This window comes from Mechercharimyces mesophilus, assembly GCF_059818345.1.
Genome location: NZ_JCBAPH010000001.1, coordinates 1,039,949 through 1,055,998 on the forward strand (window position 1 = coordinate 1,039,949; position 16,050 = coordinate 1,055,998).

Here is a 16,050-nt window from a genome sequence, read left to right on the forward strand (position 1 = left end):
GCACAGTACACCCCTCCTTCATCCATCTCTAAATGAAGGAGGAAAGAGTCATATTTGTCCCGCCTCCTTCGTATGAATAGAAACATCATCCGCACTAATTTAAAAGGGGGAAGGGGTGTGCGTACACTCCTGATTTTGGGATGCTTTTTACTCCTCTGCGCTTGTCAGGAAAATACAGCAGAAGAGTCTTCTGCTAAAGATCAATCGGCTACGACGCCACTCACGAAGGAAGAACAGCTACAATCTCAAGCAGACAAAGTTGCTGACATTTTGCGACAACACCGAAAGCAGAAGGAATATGCCTTTCAACTTTTGCTTGATGAGTCTACCGCATACAAAATCAATGGTAAACAGACTGGAGTTGATTGGGAGATTAAAGATCCGCAACAAAAGTTGGCAATTATAAAGAAGGGCTCGCAAATTCAATTAGCAAGTAAGGGGAAGCAAGAAACATTGGAAGAAGAACAATTTGGTCTGCTTGCGCCTGAAGATCATTTCCAAATGATTGAATCCTCATGGGGCAACATCTCTGATTTACCACAGAAAAAATTGGGCGGACAGATGTTAAAACGGGTAGAGATCGCCCTTGATCCAGTGGCGGTAGAGGAGAAACTGATCGAGCGTCTAGGAACCGGGTTTGACGATTCCGAAGCAGCAAAGCATGCCAGTCAAAATACCGATGTGGTGTATGAACTGTGGTATGATCTCGAAAAGGAAAATCTGGTGCAAATGAGGGTACATATTCAACAATCCACTACACACAAGATGATTTACCTCTTTCCTTAAATCATGGATGATCCATGGTTTTTTCTTTTACCCTATCCTTTCCTCATAAAGACATCCTATTAATTCCCTTTTTATATCATATATATCATATGATATACTCATAGTATTGATTATGGGTATATCCCAAGTAGAAGGGGGGCGTGACGCGATGAAATCTCGTGCATTTCAAGCGATTACTGCACTTTTCGTCACGCTTATCTTGTTATTCGGTTCTTACTTTAGTTATCAATGGTTAACGATAAAAAAGCCACTTGAGGAATATTTCCAATCGAACAATGCGATTACATTGATCGAACAAAGCGTTAACCCCGGTCAGGTTCAGTTGAGGTTAAAAGCGGATGATTCCTTTGATGCAACAGCTTATCGCGATCTAGAGAAACAGGTCTCTTTGCTTGCGCAAGAGCGAGAAGTGACGATCGATTTCGTAAATGATTCAGCTCCCGTTTTGCAAGAAACCTGGGATGCGCTGGCTTTTTCTCTCTATCAAAGTATCGCTCAGGAGGAGTATGGAGCGATACCGACGATGGTCCAAGAGCAAGCCTCCACCCATGAGGGAGTTCGCTCAGATGTTGTAATGGATGAAGAAGCGATCTATCTCTCTCTTCATTATCAAGGGAAGGCTTTCTTTCAGACGCTCCCCCTTGAGGAGAATGCAAAAGGAGGTGGCGAGGAATGAAAATCATGGGATGGGTCGTGGGAGCGATGGCCGCTCTATTTCTTTTCTTTGGATATTTGGGTCTTTCCCCCTTACCCCTTCTATTTTTGATTTTGATCCTTGGCAGCCTCGCATACTTCTCTCAATCGCGTAATGGCCACATGGGTATTGGGAAAAGGAAATCCATTCAGACGGGAGAATCCGTCCCTAAATTAACCTTTGAGCAGATTGGTGGGCAGGATCGTTCAAAACAAGAGTTGGTCGAAGCACTCGATTTTTTACTCCAACCACAGCAAATCGACTCTTATGGCATTCGCCCCTTAAAAGGGATTTTGCTCTCAGGGCCACCCGGCACAGGTAAAACCCTGATGGCCAAAGCCGCTGCTCACTATACGGATTCCGTCTTCGTCTCTACCTCCGGCAGTACTTTTGTGGAGGAATTTGTTGGAGTAGGAGCCAAACGTGTGCGGCAACTCTTCCAAGAGGCGCGGGAGAGAGCGCACAAACAGAAAAAGAAAAGCGCGATCATCTTTATCGATGAGATTGATGTGATCGGAGGACAGCGTGCTGGCTCGCAACACCGTGAATACGATCAGACCTTGAATCAGTTGCTTACAGAGATGGATGGACTAACTTCAGAAGCGGGGGTACGCACGCTCGTTGTGGCCGCGACAAATCGGAAGGATATGTTGGATTCGGCACTCTTACGTCCTGGGCGCTTTGATCGTCACATTGCGGTTGATCTTCCCGACAAGAAAGCAAGGGTTCACATCTTAACGCTCCACCTAAAAAACAAACCTCTCGCTCCAGAGGTTAAGGTTGAAAAGATCGCTGATGAAACCTTTGGTTTTTCTGGCGCACAGTTAGAGAGTGTGACCAACGAAGCTGCTATATATGCTTTGCGTGCAGGGGAAGAGCAAATTTCGCCACAACATGTCTCCTTTGCTATAGACAAAGTGATGATGGGCGAAAAGACGGACCGTGAAACGACACAGGAAGAACGAGAGCGTGTGGCGATTCATGAGTTGGGTCATGCCATCGTGGCAGAAAGGGTACAACCAGGATCCGTTTCGCAAGTGGCACTCGCACCACGCGGGCAAGCTCTTGGCTATGTTCGTCATCACCCCGGCGAAGATCGCTATCTGTATACGCGCAAGCAGATCGAAGACCAGATGATGGTTTGTTTGGCTGGTGCAGCAGCAGAGCAGGTCGTGTTTGGTAATCGTAGTACGGGCGCGAAAAATGATTACGAACAGGCAAATCGCTATACGCAAACGTTGATTGAATCCGGTTTATCCGATTTGGGTATTATTCATCCCGACTGGATCGATAAATCCGCAATGCAGCAAGAGTCTCTTCGTATCTTAAAAGAGATTGAAGACCGCACAGTGGAAAGCATTAAAGAACACCGTCCGGTATTGGAGCGGGGCCTCTACTTGCTATTGAAGAACGAGCAGCTTTCCGGCGATACTTTCCGAGAAATGCTTGTACTAGTAGAAGAGGGAGTCCGTTAAGCAAATTTGATTCCAGCCTCATCACACGTGATGAGGCTTTTCCACTTGATTTGTTGAAACGGATACGTTTTAATGAAAACACAGCCTGATGTCAAGATCATATACATATGAAGATCAGTCGATGTCTTGTAGCTTAAAGGAGAGTGAAGGATTGGTATGAAACTTTCACAACGAGTGGGGCAAGTAGCACCTTCGATTACGTTAACCATAACAGCGATGGCACGTTCGCTAAAAGCAGGCGGGCAGGATGTCATCGGACTTGGAGCAGGAGAACCAGACTTTAATACACCGGAGCATATTATGGATGCGGCCATTCATGCAATGAAGTCGGGCCATACCAAATATACACCTGCCGGAGGAATTGCTCCGCTGAAAGAAGCGATTATCAATAAATTTAAACGAGACAATAACCTTCATTACAATCCAGAGCAGATTGTTGTCACCGTGGGAGCCAAACACGCGCTTTATAACTTGTTTCAGGCCCTCTTAGACCCAGGAGATGAAGTCGTCATTCCTGCGCCATACTGGGTCAGCTACGTGGAACAGGTGAAATTGGCGGGAGGGATTCCGGTCATTTTGCCTGCAAAAGAAGAAAATGGGTTTAAGATCACCGCTCCAGAGTTAGAAGCAGTCATCACTAAGCGCACAAAAGCTGTTCTTCTCAACAGCCCTTCCAATCCCACAGGGGCTGTCTACAGCAAAGAAGAACTTACTTCTCTGGGACGTGTTTGTTTAAAAAATGAGGTGTTGGTCGTCTCGGATGAAATTTATGAACACCTCATCTATAGTGGGGATCCACATGTTAGCATGGCTAGTCTCGGAGAAGAGTTCTATCAAAATACCCTCATCATTAATGGCGTATCCAAAACGTATTCCATGACCGGATGGCGCATTGGTTATGCAGCTGGGAATGCCGAACTGATCAAAGCGATGAGCAATATCTCCAGTCACAGCACGTCCAATCCAACTTCGATTGCCCAATATGCAGCCATTGCGGCCTTGGAAGGAACACAAGAACCGGTTCACATGATGCGCTCCGCCTTTAAGGAGCGACGCGACTTCGTCGTTGATGCTCTAAAGGATGCTCCAGGAATTGAAGCGAACACACCCGCAGGCGCCTTTTATGTTTATGCCAATGTGGCGGGGTCCATGAAAGCCAAAGGTCTTCGTACTTCAGGTGAGTGGGCGCAACAACTCTTGGAAAAAGAAATGGTGGCAGTCGTCCCTGGTTCTGCATTTGGAACAGATGAGCACATCCGACTCTCTTATGCAACTTCGATGGAACAGCTAGAAAGTGCTGTTGCTCGCATTCTACGATTTGCTTCCCATTCGTAAAGAAAAAGCGCCTCTATAGGGCGCTTTTTCTTTACACAAATACGCGGTAGGCAAGGGAACGGTAGGTCTAAATGGCCATACTCTCGAAGTTTTTCATGCCCCGCTAATCCCTCGTCGTGGATTCTAGACATCTTCTGGCAATAACCTCTCTTTGTTTCGGACTGCTCTCATTCTCGTTGGACGGATGCTCACAAGAGCAGTCTATTGAAAAAAAGCCTTACTGAGATGATGGGGCAGTATCACAAGAATTTTTTTTATTCTTCCCCTTGTTGAAAGCGATACAATGTTGCAGGTCCGCGTTGAAGTACAGTCCCTTCCTCGATCTCTTCTTCCCATAGGCTAGAATCAACGGGTTCAGCGTGTGCAAGAATCCACTCCTGGATCTCTCCGTTCCCTCGCGTCCGTTGGCTTTCTTCATTGACGAGGACGTACTCCAATTTGCCACTCGCCACCATTTCTTCTAGCTCAGCGACCGTAAGTGCTGGATCATTTCCCATGAAGCCACCATAGGCAATCGCCGGTAGCCCCGTTTCGATGATGAGAGGAGAGATTTCATCTTGACTTGCCCCCAACACGAGAATATCTCCTTCGTCGTACTGAGAGACCAAATAGTGGGTGAGCGTCTCATTAAACACACCCAAATCCCGCCCACGATCTTGGGCTAATTCTGGACCTGCAATAGGTAAACTGGCATTCCCTCCATAGAGGGCTGGAGTGAGCGCCCAATATACAGGAGCAATCAAGATGCCACTTATGGTGAATAGAAGAGCTATCCGCTGCAACGCTGGTTTTTGTTGTCGAATAAACAAGAAACCTAACACAGCACCTGCACCCACGGTTAAGACAAGAATGACTGGAATCAACCATGTACGAATTTCTTCGTAGGAGGAGACAATCCCAATATGATAGAAAGCCGTACCTAGTAATGCAAGGGGTAAAAACCACTTCTTTGTAGGAGTTTGCTCGCGGAAGTCGTTCCACATCGCAATCAAACCAGCTCCTGCTAATGCAGCAATGCCCGGTGCTAACATGTTGAGATAGTAGCGGTGATAAAAACCTGCATAACTGAAGAACACGATCATAGGAGTAAGCCATATCAACCAGAACAGGGCCATCTGTTGGGAGGGGCGAAAATCCGATATTCTTCTCCATGTGGCCTTATGAATGAGTACAAAGAATGAAAACAGCGTAAACGGCAAGAACCAACTGATTTGTCCGCGCAATTGCTCATTTACTAGACGGAGGATACTGGATTCCCCACGCTCATTGCCACCACCGCCTCCGGCTCTCCCATGTCCATCTTGTGCAGGAAGCGGATTCTGTAGAGAAGGTGTCATTGCTCCTTGGTTGTGGTCTCTTTGGTTTGGAGCTCCTTGGACCTGCTTACCACCCATGCCTCCATCACCGTGATTTCCTTGTCCAAGGCCAGCAGAAGGAGGACCACCTGCACGGTTGCCACCACCCATGCCTTCCCAACGTGACATTCCATTGTGACCAAAAATAAGCTCCATTACCGAATTGGTTTCTGTACTTCCCACATAGGGGCGTTCCTGGGGGGAAATCGTGTCGACGGTGAGGGCCCATGAGAAGGAGAGTAGGAGGATCAGTACACCACTAGTGAATAGGTGGCGAAACTTTGTCATCCAAGTCTCTTTGGCGAAGAGCAAATAAGTGAGGGACCATGCGGGAAGGATCAAATAGGCTTGGAGCATTTTAATGTTGAAACCGATGCCGATGAGAGCGGCTGAGATGAATAGATAACGCACTTGTTTCTTTTCGATTGCACGAAAAAGTAACCATGTTGCAAGCAATAAGGTGGCCACTAGAATACTATCGGGGTTATTCGTGCGAGAGACCGCCACGGTGATGGGAGTCGTTGCAAATAACAATGCCGCAAGCAATCCTGCCCTCTTTCCAAATCTTTTACCTACCAAGAGATAGAGCATAAATGTGGAGAATGCGCAAGCGAGTGCTTGCGGGAAGAGGAGTGCCCATCCAGAAAAGCCGAAGATATGAGCCGATAGCGATTGAATCCAGAATGCAACAGGGGGTTTGTCCACTGAGAGCACACCAGCTGAATCATACGAGGCAAAAAAGAATTGATGCCACCCTTCCAACATACTCCGTACGGTGGCGGCATAATAGAGATTGGAGTATCCATCCTGTCCGATAAATAGGAGATTGAGAGCAAACGAAAGGCTGATAATAAACATGAGTGGAATCGACTGCTTGACCTGCTTCTTCATCACTGTTCCTCCCGGGTCTTCCTTCTGAAAAGCCCTTTACCCCTAAGAATAGAGTAGGCAGATGTCAGTAGGATGTCAGTAAGGTGTCAAGCGGGCGATTTCAACGAATCCTTTAGAGCATGCAGGATAGGATATTTCATTGTTCAACCTTGTGAAATAATTTGTCTTTGTGTTATACTTTCCCTATTCATGATAGAAAGGGTGACGTTGTACAGATGATTCTCTAATCCGATTCCACTGAAAAAAATCGTTTCAGTTAAGGAGTAATCTTTGCGGATAGAGATACGTCTGTGCAATGACAAAGCAAAAACGGAATCATTATGTGCATTCGCGCCTAGTGAAGATGGCCTGTTTTTGCTTAAAAACTGCGATGACGGTCTCCTGTCCGAAAAAAGACAAGGAGGCTTTTTATGTTGTTACTACAAATAAAAAATGGAAAGAAAAGTTGGGGAGAACGCCTGCTTTTTTCGATTCCCTCCCTTCAAGTATACAAACAGGATCGCATTGGCATTGTTGGATTAAATGGGAGTGGAAAGTCCACCTTATTCAAGGTTTTGATAGGCGAAGAAGCATTGGATGAAGGGAGCGTTATCCGGACATGTCAGGTCGCCTCGATTTCTCAATGGAATGACAAGAAACGGGAGATGAGTGGCGGGGAACAGACACGAATGCGTATTCATGAGGCTTTGGGTTCACCCTCCGATGTATTGTTAGCAGATGAACCAACATCTCATCTAGATCAGAAGGGAATCGAGTGGCTCAAACAACGATTGTCCCGCTATCAAGGGGCCATCTTACTTATCTCTCACGATCGCCAATTATTAGACGATATATGTACGACGATTTGGGAGATTGAAGAGCAGACAGTCTCTGTATTTAGGGGGAATTATAGCTCCTATCAAGAGCAAAAAGAAAGAAGAAGAGCCCGACACATTGAGCAGTATGAGCAAGCTCAACTAAAAAAGGAGCAATTAGAAAAGGCACTCCGACAGAAAAGGGATCAAGCGATACGGATGATAAAGCCTTCTAAGGTAAGCACGTCGGAATCCAGAATGCAAAAAGCAGGGAAAGGTTCTCAACAAAAATCGATCCACCAGTCTATACGCGTGTTAGAAGCTCGCCTTGCAAAATTGGAGGAAATAGAAAAACCTCTTTCCCTTCCGCAAATGAAAATGGTTGTTCCGCGTGATCTCTCCATGAAAAAAAGAATTCTTGTCCGTGCTGAAGGCTTTGCCGGACAGCGGGAAGGAAAGAGTTTATGGGAACCGAGTGATTGGATCATCACTTCTGGAGATAAAGTAGCTGTGATCGGTGAGAATGGATCCGGCAAAACGACTCTTTTGCAGAGGTTCTTCCATCCAGATTCTACGCTTCGCTTATCTCCAGAAGTGAAGCCTGGATTTTTTCAGCAAAACCTAGATATCCTGGATGAAGAACGGACGATATTAGAAAATGTTATAGAATCAAGCATATGGGATCAATCCCTTGTTCGTACTTTTTTAGCACGCCTCGCGTTTCGTCCGAATGATTGGCAGAAGAAAGTATCCCTCCTTAGTGGAGGTGAAAGGGTGAAGGTTGGACTGGCTAAAGTGTTCCTGAGCGATATGAATCTTCTACTACTGGACGAAGTCACGAATTACTTAGACTTGGTTGGAATGGAAGCTGTAGAGGAATGGATCACTCACTTTCCTGGAACCGTCGTTTTTGCTTCGCATGATCAACGGCTTCTACACAGCGTAACCACGAAAGTAATCCATTTAAAAGGCGGTAGAATCCAAACTTTTACAGGATCATGGGAAGAGTATAAGAAAAGGGAAAGTAGTCCGCAGTTGAAACCACAAGCGACAGAGAGCAGAAGAATGATGATTGAGCATGAACTTGCAGAAGTGATCAGTCTGCTTGCTACCAGTCCTTCGCAAAAGGAGGCGTTGGAAGAACGCTTTCAGCAATTACTGTGTGAGAAAAAACAGTTCGAACAATAGGTTCATGAATGCGCATAATCGTATTGGAGATATCCGATTCTTTCATACGCAAACACCTTACATCGGCTAAAATAGAGACAAGCCCTGAGGTTCCAAAAGAGCCTCAGGGCTTGTCTCTATTTATTTCAATTTTCTTCTTACATGCTTGTACGTAATAGTCCGATTACTTTTCCTAAGATGGTTACTTGAGGAAGAAGGAGGGCTTCCATTTGATCATTTTCCGGCTGAAGTCGAATATGGTCTTTTTCTACATATAAACGCTTCACTGTTGCTTCGCCTTCTTCCGTCATCGCAACGATGATATCTCCATTATTAGCCGACTGTTGCTGATGCACAATCAGCTTGTCCCCGTTTAGAATACCGGCATTGATCATACTTTCCCCTTGAACGGTAAGGAGAAAAACAGCATCTTTGTTGCCGATCATTTGGAGCGGAAGCGGTAAGTACTCATCCACATTCTCTACTGCTGTGATAGGCTCACCAGCTGTAACCTTCCCAATCAAGGGAACAAGCACTGACGCATCCTGTTGCTTCACAGAATCATCTCCGGAACGATGTGGATCGAGCACCTCAATGGCCCGTGGTTTAGTAGGATCGCGTCGGATGAATGCTTTTTCTTCCAAGCGAGCAAGATGCCCATGCACAGTGGAGCTAGACGCTAGTCCAACTGCCTCACCGATTTCACGAACCGATGGGGGATATCCTTTTTCTCGTACTTCACTTTTAATAAAATCGAGTATGGCTTGTTGACGAGCGGAGAGTTTTGACAATGTGCTCATCTCCCTTCAGTACGAATAGTGGACTCAGTTATAGGTGAGTTGCTCTTTTACCAAAGTATACATGAATGTGAAGAAAAGCGCAAACATAAGTTCGAAAAACCCCTTGACGGAACGTAAGTTCTAGTATAACGTTATAAGTACAAACATATGCTTGTACAAACTAGCGGAAATGAGTGAAAGGAGCGCGTGCTCATTGATTCGAAACCGAAGGACAAGCTTACTATTGACCCTCTTAGGCTGTTTCCTTTTCTTTTTCTTCATTAGAAGCGAAGTGATCGCCAATGACCCTCTTCCCAACACAGTTGAAGTGAAGGTGCAAGCAGGGGATACACTATGGGAAATAGCACGAGTTCGTTCCGATGAGAGCACAGATATTCGGGAGGTCATCGCCGATATTAAAGAGATAAATCAGATTCACGACGGAATCATTCATCCAGGTCAAACCTTAAAGGTGCCATTGAGCAAAGGGAAATAAAAATAGCAGTCCTCTTTGTGTTCCTAATTCGACACAGGGGAGAGCGATCCTTCTGATTTGGCGAAAGTTCGTTCTCCTTTTATTTTCTTTATTTTCTGAAGCAGGTTTTTATGCAGAAAGAGCAAATAGAAGCATAGTGTAGAGTAAAAAGGAGGAATCTCAGTGAACATCCAGAGCCTACTAGAAAAATACCGTGAAGATCATCAACATCCGGTGAACAAACTGACACATGCCATCGGCATTCCGATGATCGTCCTCTCTTTACCGTGGTTTTTCTTTCAATGGAAAATAGCACTCCTTTTATTTATCATTGGATGGATATTGCAATTTGTTGGTCATGCCTTTGAAGGGAAGAAACCATCGTTCTTTTCCAATCCTCTGTTTCTTTTTGCAGGGGTACTTTGGTGGATTAAAAAATGGGGGAAGAAGGAAGAGAGCACTAGCACTTCAAATGAACATTCGCCTTCTGGACAAAAATGAAAACGCTTTCAGATTACGGCCATAAAAAAGCGATGCCTATGATGGCATCGCTTTTTTCGTTCAGGAAGTGAAAAAATCACTTCCTGTTCATGAACTTTATTACTCCTTACGGCCATATCGTGCTTCGATATATTGATCGGTCAAAGGATCGATTTCGGGAGCTATCGAGGGGTTTTCTTTTTTTAAGCGAACAGCGTACTCTCTCGCCGTCTCAGAATGATCTCTCGCTAGTCCCTTTGCACGCATGCGCTGAAGGAATTGATCATATTGCTTGCGAACCCTTCCTTCCAAAGGACTATAGGGCCAGGTAGAAACACCCACATTTTTTCGGAATTGAGAGAACGAAAGAAAAGAACGCTCTTCTATCTTCTGATTCAGCAAAGGAGGAGATCCCTTCGTTTGACGATGCTTAATTCTCTTCATAATCCATATAAGAGCTGGAACAAAAAGTGAAGTGAAAAGGAAATAGAGCCAAATCGGATTCTGACTACTTTCCTTTTCAGGCGGTAACTCAGCATCTCCAGATGTTAACATAATTTCACAGTTAGCCAATTCTTCCTCTGTTAATTCGGCAACTTCATCCGCTGTTACATAAAGGACACAGTCGGATGTATCTGCCCCAGATAAAGGAATTAAGGAGAAAAGTGACTCCGTTCCTCTCCCGACGATATAGAAAATGGGGCTCAGCAAAATACTGAGAGCTTGTAATGCTTGGTTAACTATTTTTCCACCGCTGAGCACAGATAAACAGAAGAGGAAGGCAAGCAACAAGAACCATATCACGAAAAAGGACCCGTTCGGTCTCCGTGTTTTGCTATCTTCCTGGATTACACGATTGGCATAAAATAAAGCAAGTGTCCGCACAAGAAAAAAAGAGAAAATCATTGGGACGAGGAGTGTAGGCAGTCCATCTTCAACCGTATAGATCCAACTTGTTCCACTCATGATCAATAATATAATGAAGTCGAGCTTCATGGCATCAACCAAGTGCTCACGCAAAAACCTTTCATGGTGATGTGCTTCTTGTATACGGTACCAAAAGAATAAACCCACTATCCCTTGAATGAAGATCAATGAGGGGTTTTGCCAACCGCAAATCCACTGATATCCAACCCAACCACCGAAAAGAGTAAGAGCATATAGCAGGGTATGAACGCGGATCGATAGACGACGACTGAGCCAATGATAAGTACCAGCTATCAAAAACAGTAGACAGGCAAACCAAGGAAGCATTCGTATTCCTGCAAATACTCCACTGCTGAGGAAACCGAAAATAACAGTGGCTAATAGAGCGTGACTGAGTAAGGCGAGGAAAAAGAGTGTCTGATGCCTCATGAAGATTTCTTCCTCCCTTCTCCTTCTAACGGATAAAAGGTGACAGGGTCAGACCAACCCTCTAAGAGAGGAGGCGCGGATAGGCGAGACAAAAAGATTACCTTTATCTCGTGGCCTTGGGCTTTGAGAGACTGCAATTCCTGTGCCAGACCTTTCTCCCAATAAGAGGTCAGAAAGATCACCGTATGAGCACCCTCTTCTCCCACCGTTACCTCTTTTACAGCGGATAGTCCAGGAGATGGAGCGAGAGAACTTAGTTCACCTAGTAATTGATGTAAATGGTGAAAATGACTCAATCCAGAACCCAGCTTCGTTTTCAATCTAGATGATCCCTGGTAAGAAAGATTGGATACCAAGCGGTAACGAAGGCCGATCTTCTGTGCTTGTTGGCATAATGTTGCTGTGATCCGACACTGTTCATTGATGATTTCACGGTCTGTCCCAGACCAGTGAGGATAGTGCGTTTGCCCGTTAAGTATAAAGGTGAGAGAAGCGTCTGCTGTGGTTTCAAATTTCTTAACAACCAAATTCCCTGAACGAGCCGATGCTGTCCAATGAATCTGCTTAAATGGATCTCCTCGCTGATAAGAACGAATCCCTTGAAATCGAGTGGGGTCTTCATTGTACCAGCGCTTAACAGATACTTCTCCAACGAGTTGTGTCAAGGGCATAGGTTGATGAAAAGAAATAAACCGTGGTCTTACTAGTACCTTTGGGAGATGACTCATTTCCAATCGTTCATATCTCCACCCGATTCCATCGCCAATCTTCGCTTCAAATGATGACAAGGAGTGTAGCCCTCGTTGGTAACAGGTAATAGGAATGAAACGCTTTACCCGTTGACGTGGGAGAAGGTGGGTATAAAAGCGCACACCTTTTTCATCTTCCTCACGAATCAGTCCGGACGGAAATTCCAATCTCACGGATATCCATGGAATGGGGAGAATCGAATGATTTTCTAATACCATCCACGCGGAGGTTGAATCTCCTTCCATCACCGGCTTTTCATCGATCTCTAGCGAACATTTCACCTTTTGAGGCACCCATTTAAACCATAATTCGGAGTAAAGATACGTACTACCAAATAAAAATAACACGGTAAATAAGATCATCATCGGACTTTCGCTTCCTGTCCTTCATTTTCTACGGGTGTAGTCACTTTTTCTAATACTCTTTCGATCATTTCTGCAGGTGACGTTTGTTGCATTTGAAGCGAGGGGTCCAAAACCAAACGGTGAGCCAACACAGGGATGGCCAACTCTTTAATATCATCTGGAGTCACATAGGTGCGACCACGGATCGAAGCCAATGCTTGCGCAGCACGCCCTAAAGCAATCATTCCCCTTGGTGAGACGCCTAAAGAAATCCCTTCTTGCTCTCGAGTGGCGCGTATGATGGAGATCAGGTAGGTTTCCATGTCTGCTGAAAACGAAACGGATTTTACTGCCTGCTGGATACGAATAATTTCCTCTGGAGAAACCACTGGCTGGATCTCTCGTTGCTTCTCTTCATAGGAGAGTTGAAAAATAGAGCGCTCTTCCTCAGGAGAGGGATAACCAAGTGAAAATTTCATGAGAAAACGATCCAGCTGGGCTTCTGGAAGAGGAAAGGTTCCCTGGGATTCAACAGGATTTTGCGTTGCAATAACAAAGAATGGTGCTTCCAGCATATGCGTATGTCCATCGACGGAAATTTGCTTTTCTGCCATTGCTTCCAACAGAGCGGATTGCGAACGGGGAATGGCTCGATTGATTTCATCAACTAAGATGAGTTGATGAAAAAGGGGACCTTGTTGAAATTGGAACTGATTTGTTTCCTGATTATAAATGGTGGTTCCTATCATATCGGAGGGCAATAAGTCTGGAGTACATTGTATACGCGCAAAGGTGGTGTTTATGCTAGTAGCTAAACTTTTGGCGAGAGCGGTTTTCCCAGTACCAGGCACGTCTTCTAGCAAAACGTGTCCGCCAGCATAGAGGGAAGTGAGTAACCATTCTATCGCTCGATCTTGTCCAATGATTGTTTTCCCCATGCCTTCTTTTAGTCGACGACTAACATCTGCAACTGTACTCATTTTTCATCCTCCTAGAAATCCTCTATCAAAGCGAATTGTTTCCATTATACCGAAAAGAATACAATGACTCAAATTCGAGAGATTAAAAAAAAGAGAAAAGGGAAGATATATAGGAGAGAAAATGATTGGCGCCTCCAATAATCTATGTTACAATTTAATTGTGCACAAATTAATTTTGGCTGAAAAAAAGAAAGGAGGGAGTAAGGTATCTAGAGAACCCATGCGCCTAGATCATCAACTCTGCTTTGCCATTTATGCTGCAGCACGGGAAATGCAGAAAATGTACCGACCTCTCCTTGAGAAGATGGAAGTGACCTATCCTCAGTACTTAGCCTTACTCATCCTATGGGATGTAAAAGAATGTACCGTCAAACAGCTGGGAAACTGGCTCTTTCTTGACTCTGGCACGTTAACCCCGATGCTTAAACGCATGGAAGCGGCAGGATTGATCACGCGTAAACGCCTACAAGAGGACGAGCGCGTCGTGATGGTGAGATTGACCGGTAAAGGAGAGTCATTGGAAGAAGAAGCTGCTTGCATCCCGGAAGCGGTAATGCAATCAAGCGGTTTAACCAATGAAGAGCATCAGCAATTGCTCGTCTCTGCTCGACAGTTGCTCTATCATCTTCATGAGCATAATCAAAATGGATAACGATTACGAACATTATAAGGAGGAAATGATCATGGAAGCGATTTATACTGCAGTTGCAACAGCACAAGGTGGACGAAACGGGAAGATAACCTCTTCTGACGGTGTATTGGATTTGGACGTACGTATGCCCTCTGCTCTTGGTGGATCAGGTGAGGAAGCTACCAATCCTGAACAATTATTTGCTGCAGGGTATGCTGCTTGCTTTGATAGTGCGCTCAACTTGGTGGCGCGACAAGCGAAAGAGAAAGTAGAAACTGGTGTGACTGCACATGTTAGTATCGGGAAAGATACCGACGGCGGTTTTAAACTAGCGGTTAAAATGGAAGTAAAAGTTTCTGGAGTGGATCAAGATAAAGCAGAAGCATTGGTGGAGCAAGCGCATCAAGTCTGCCCATATTCCAAAGCAACACGAGGCAACATTGATGTATCTCTCGATGTGAAAGCATCTTAAACCAATCGAAAGTTAAAAATAAAAACCAAAAGCCGACCACTCGAGAGTGGTCGGCTTTTGGTTTTTATTCGAGATCCTATTCCATCAGTTGATCCAAGCGATCTAACGCTTCATCTTTCTCTGAATTAATTACATGAGTATAAATTTGTGTGGTTTGAATACTGGAATGACCAAGGATCTCTTGCACGACACGCAAGTTCTCACCATTGGAAAGTAGAAGCGTGGCTAAGGTATGACGCAGTTTATGCGGTGAGATATTGGCTGCTTTAGGTGGTAAATTGGCCTCGCGAACATATTTGTGAAGCGCTTCGTTGACACCTTTGCGACTCATACGGGTTCGATTCTTATTTAAGAAGAGCGCATCAGGAGAACCTGAATCAGCAGGGCGGAGGAGAAGGTATTGTTGGAGCGCTTCATAAGCTGTGCGATTTAATTTGAGCATACGCTCTTTTCCTCCCTTCCCTAAAACAAAGAGGCGCGCCGTGATCTGATCGTGTTGAATATTATTTAGATTGAGCCCAACCAATTCAGAAACACGCATCCCGGTGTTTAGGAGTAACAGCATCATCGCCCGATCACGAGATTCGTACCAGTTTTGCTTGCGGTTTTTCTTCTTCTGATGGTAGGAAGAAATCGCGTCGATCAGACGAATCGCTTCTGCCTGCGTCAAAAATACAGGGACACGTTTTTGTGCACGCGAACGCAAACTTCGATCCTCATACTCTTCCATAGGATCTTTATCTAGCGCACCCATTTTGACCAGGTACCGAAAGAGAGAGCGTAACGATGCCCGTTTTCGTTGCTTCCCAGCATATGTATTTTCGCGGAAGTAGGTTCGTTGGTGCCATTCTTCTCTTATTTCTCCACTGTTGCGATCTTCTTTCTTTGTTTTTACATGTACAACCCGTTCATACCCATTTTCAATATGCCGAAAGAAGCGCTTTAATGTTAGCGGGCGAATCTCCTCTAACTCAATCCCTTTTTCTTTGATGTAATCGAAAAAAAGGGCGAAGTCATAAGCGTAGTTGGCGATGGTTTGTTGGGATCGATCCGCACTGATCATCTCAAGAAAGAATTCCTGAACATCTTCTGGAAACTGAATGACGAGGCGGTTGATGCTAGGGGATAGTCTACGCGAAAAAGGATATTCTGTTTGGGACACAAGTCGCCCTCCTCGTTTTGTAACGTTCTTTCTATATATATCATGTTTTGGAGTGCTATGCATCCCAATTAGCGATAAAAATTCCTTCAGAGGAACAGACTAACCAGGAAAGTAATGAAGTGAG

15 protein-coding genes are annotated in these 16,050 nt (G+C 45.0%); 9 read left to right on the forward strand and 6 right to left on the reverse strand.

Annotated features, from left to right (window positions below):
- The first annotated feature begins 117 nt into the window (after positions 1 to 117).
- The 4 genes from AC6RGY_RS05315 to AC6RGY_RS05330 all read left to right on the forward strand — a co-directional run bounded on the left by AC6RGY_RS05315 (position 118) and on the right by AC6RGY_RS05330 (position 4,290).
- Entirely contained in the window at positions 118 to 786 is a 669-nt protein-coding gene (locus AC6RGY_RS05315) for a hypothetical protein (protein WP_499860252.1), read from the forward strand.
- Positions 787 to 934: 148 nt separating this feature from the next.
- Complete coding sequence (locus AC6RGY_RS05320; protein WP_499860254.1) at positions 935 to 1,462, forward strand: hypothetical protein; 528 nt, start codon at positions 935 to 937, stop codon at positions 1,460 to 1,462.
- Positions 1,459 to 2,955: an AAA family ATPase gene (locus tag AC6RGY_RS05325; protein WP_499860257.1), complete on the forward strand. Its 1,497-nt coding sequence runs from the start codon at positions 1,459 to 1,461 to the stop codon at positions 2,953 to 2,955. Before AC6RGY_RS05320 ends, AC6RGY_RS05325 begins: the two co-directional genes overlap by 4 nt.
- A 156-nt stretch (positions 2,956 to 3,111) precedes the next feature.
- Positions 3,112 to 4,290: a pyridoxal phosphate-dependent aminotransferase gene (locus AC6RGY_RS05330; RefSeq protein WP_499860260.1), complete on the forward strand. Its 1,179-nt coding sequence runs from the start codon at positions 3,112 to 3,114 to the stop codon at positions 4,288 to 4,290.
- Between the two features lie 254 nt (positions 4,291 to 4,544).
- Here AC6RGY_RS05330 and AC6RGY_RS05335 read toward each other — a convergent pair whose 3' ends face one another.
- Positions 4,545 to 6,536, reverse strand: a complete 1,992-nt coding sequence (locus AC6RGY_RS05335) for a glycosyltransferase family 39 protein (RefSeq protein WP_499860264.1) — start codon at positions 6,534 to 6,536, stop codon at positions 4,545 to 4,547.
- A 410-nt stretch (positions 6,537 to 6,946) separates the two neighbouring features.
- Here AC6RGY_RS05335 and abc-f point away from each other — a divergent pair, with 410 nt between their 5' ends.
- Positions 6,947 to 8,518, forward strand: coding sequence for a ribosomal protection-like ABC-F family protein (gene abc-f / locus AC6RGY_RS05340; protein WP_499860267.1), 1,572 nt, complete (start codon positions 6,947 to 6,949; stop codon positions 8,516 to 8,518).
- Positions 8,519 to 8,655: 137 nt separating this feature from the next.
- Here the strand turns inward: abc-f and lexA are convergent, their stop codons facing one another.
- Positions 8,656 to 9,288 (reverse strand): transcriptional repressor LexA, encoded by a 633-nt coding sequence (lexA, locus tag AC6RGY_RS05345; RefSeq protein WP_499860271.1) that lies wholly within the window; start codon positions 9,286 to 9,288, stop codon positions 8,656 to 8,658.
- Positions 9,289 to 9,490: 202 nt separating this feature from the next.
- Here lexA and yneA point away from each other — a divergent pair, with 202 nt between their 5' ends.
- Both yneA and AC6RGY_RS05355 read left to right on the forward strand, forming a co-directional pair.
- Positions 9,491 to 9,772, forward strand: a complete 282-nt coding sequence (yneA, locus tag AC6RGY_RS05350; RefSeq protein ID WP_499860274.1) for a cell division suppressor protein YneA — start codon at positions 9,491 to 9,493, stop codon at positions 9,770 to 9,772.
- 162 nt (positions 9,773 to 9,934) lie between these two features.
- Positions 9,935 to 10,252: an Mpo1-like protein gene (locus tag AC6RGY_RS05355; RefSeq protein ID WP_499860277.1), complete on the forward strand. Its 318-nt coding sequence runs from the start codon at positions 9,935 to 9,937 to the stop codon at positions 10,250 to 10,252.
- A gap of 99 nt (positions 10,253 to 10,351) precedes the next feature.
- Here the strand turns inward: AC6RGY_RS05355 and AC6RGY_RS05360 are convergent, their stop codons facing one another.
- The 3 genes from AC6RGY_RS05360 to AC6RGY_RS05370 are packed head-to-tail and all read right to left on the reverse strand — an operon-like array spanning position 10,352 to position 13,661.
- A complete protein-coding gene (locus AC6RGY_RS05360; protein WP_499860278.1) occupies positions 10,352 to 11,587 on the reverse strand; it encodes a DUF4129 domain-containing protein in 1,236 nt (411 codons plus the stop codon).
- On the reverse strand, positions 11,584 to 12,702 hold the full coding sequence (locus tag AC6RGY_RS05365; RefSeq protein WP_499860279.1) for a DUF58 domain-containing protein: 1,119 nt from the start codon (positions 12,700 to 12,702) through the stop codon (positions 11,584 to 11,586). Before AC6RGY_RS05365 ends, AC6RGY_RS05360 begins: the two co-directional genes overlap by 4 nt.
- Positions 12,699 to 13,661, reverse strand: a complete 963-nt coding sequence (locus AC6RGY_RS05370) for an AAA family ATPase (protein WP_499860283.1) — start codon at positions 13,659 to 13,661, stop codon at positions 12,699 to 12,701. Before AC6RGY_RS05370 ends, AC6RGY_RS05365 begins: the two co-directional genes overlap by 4 nt.
- 220 nt (positions 13,662 to 13,881) lie before the next feature.
- Between AC6RGY_RS05370 and AC6RGY_RS05375 the strand changes: the two genes are divergently transcribed.
- Positions 13,882 to 14,313, forward strand: coding sequence for a MarR family winged helix-turn-helix transcriptional regulator (locus AC6RGY_RS05375; protein ID WP_499860284.1), 432 nt, complete (start codon positions 13,882 to 13,884; stop codon positions 14,311 to 14,313).
- A gap of 31 nt (positions 14,314 to 14,344) precedes the next feature.
- Positions 14,345 to 14,764 carry an organic hydroperoxide resistance protein gene (locus tag AC6RGY_RS05380; protein ID WP_499860286.1) on the forward strand — a complete coding sequence of 140 codons (420 nt, stop codon included), beginning with the start codon at positions 14,345 to 14,347 and terminating at the stop codon, positions 14,762 to 14,764.
- 76 nt (positions 14,765 to 14,840) lie between these two features.
- Here the strand turns inward: AC6RGY_RS05380 and AC6RGY_RS05385 are convergent, their stop codons facing one another.
- On the reverse strand, positions 14,841 to 15,926 hold the full coding sequence (locus tag AC6RGY_RS05385) for a tyrosine-type recombinase/integrase (protein ID WP_499860288.1): 1,086 nt from the start codon (positions 15,924 to 15,926) through the stop codon (positions 14,841 to 14,843).
- Positions 15,927 to 16,050 lie beyond the last annotated feature (124 nt).

Bases quoted from the DNA above. Each gene is read 5' to 3' on its own strand.
- AC6RGY_RS05330 (WP_499860260.1), top strand. From the start codon at position 3,112: ATGAAACTTTCACAACGAGTGGGGCAAGTAGCACCTTCGATTACGTTA.
- AC6RGY_RS05380 (WP_499860286.1), top strand. From the start codon at position 14,345: ATGGAAGCGATTTATACTGCAGTTGCAACAGCACAAGGTGGACGAAAC.
- AC6RGY_RS05375 (WP_499860284.1), top strand. From the start codon at position 13,882: ATGCGCCTAGATCATCAACTCTGCTTTGCCATTTATGCTGCAGCACGG.
- AC6RGY_RS05320 (WP_499860254.1), top strand. From the start codon at position 935: ATGAAATCTCGTGCATTTCAAGCGATTACTGCACTTTTCGTCACGCTT.
- AC6RGY_RS05365 (WP_499860279.1), bottom strand. From the start codon at position 12,702: ATGATGATCTTATTTACCGTGTTATTTTTATTTGGTAGTACGTATCTT.
- AC6RGY_RS05335 (WP_499860264.1), bottom strand. From the start codon at position 6,536: ATGAAGAAGCAGGTCAAGCAGTCGATTCCACTCATGTTTATTATCAGC.
- AC6RGY_RS05370 (WP_499860283.1), bottom strand. From the start codon at position 13,661: ATGAGTACAGTTGCAGATGTTAGTCGTCGACTAAAAGAAGGCATGGGG.
- abc-f (WP_499860267.1), top strand. From the start codon at position 6,947: ATGTTGTTACTACAAATAAAAAATGGAAAGAAAAGTTGGGGAGAACGC.
- AC6RGY_RS05325 (WP_499860257.1), top strand. From the start codon at position 1,459: ATGAAAATCATGGGATGGGTCGTGGGAGCGATGGCCGCTCTATTTCTT.
- AC6RGY_RS05360 (WP_499860278.1), bottom strand. From the start codon at position 11,587: ATGAGGCATCAGACACTCTTTTTCCTCGCCTTACTCAGTCACGCTCTA.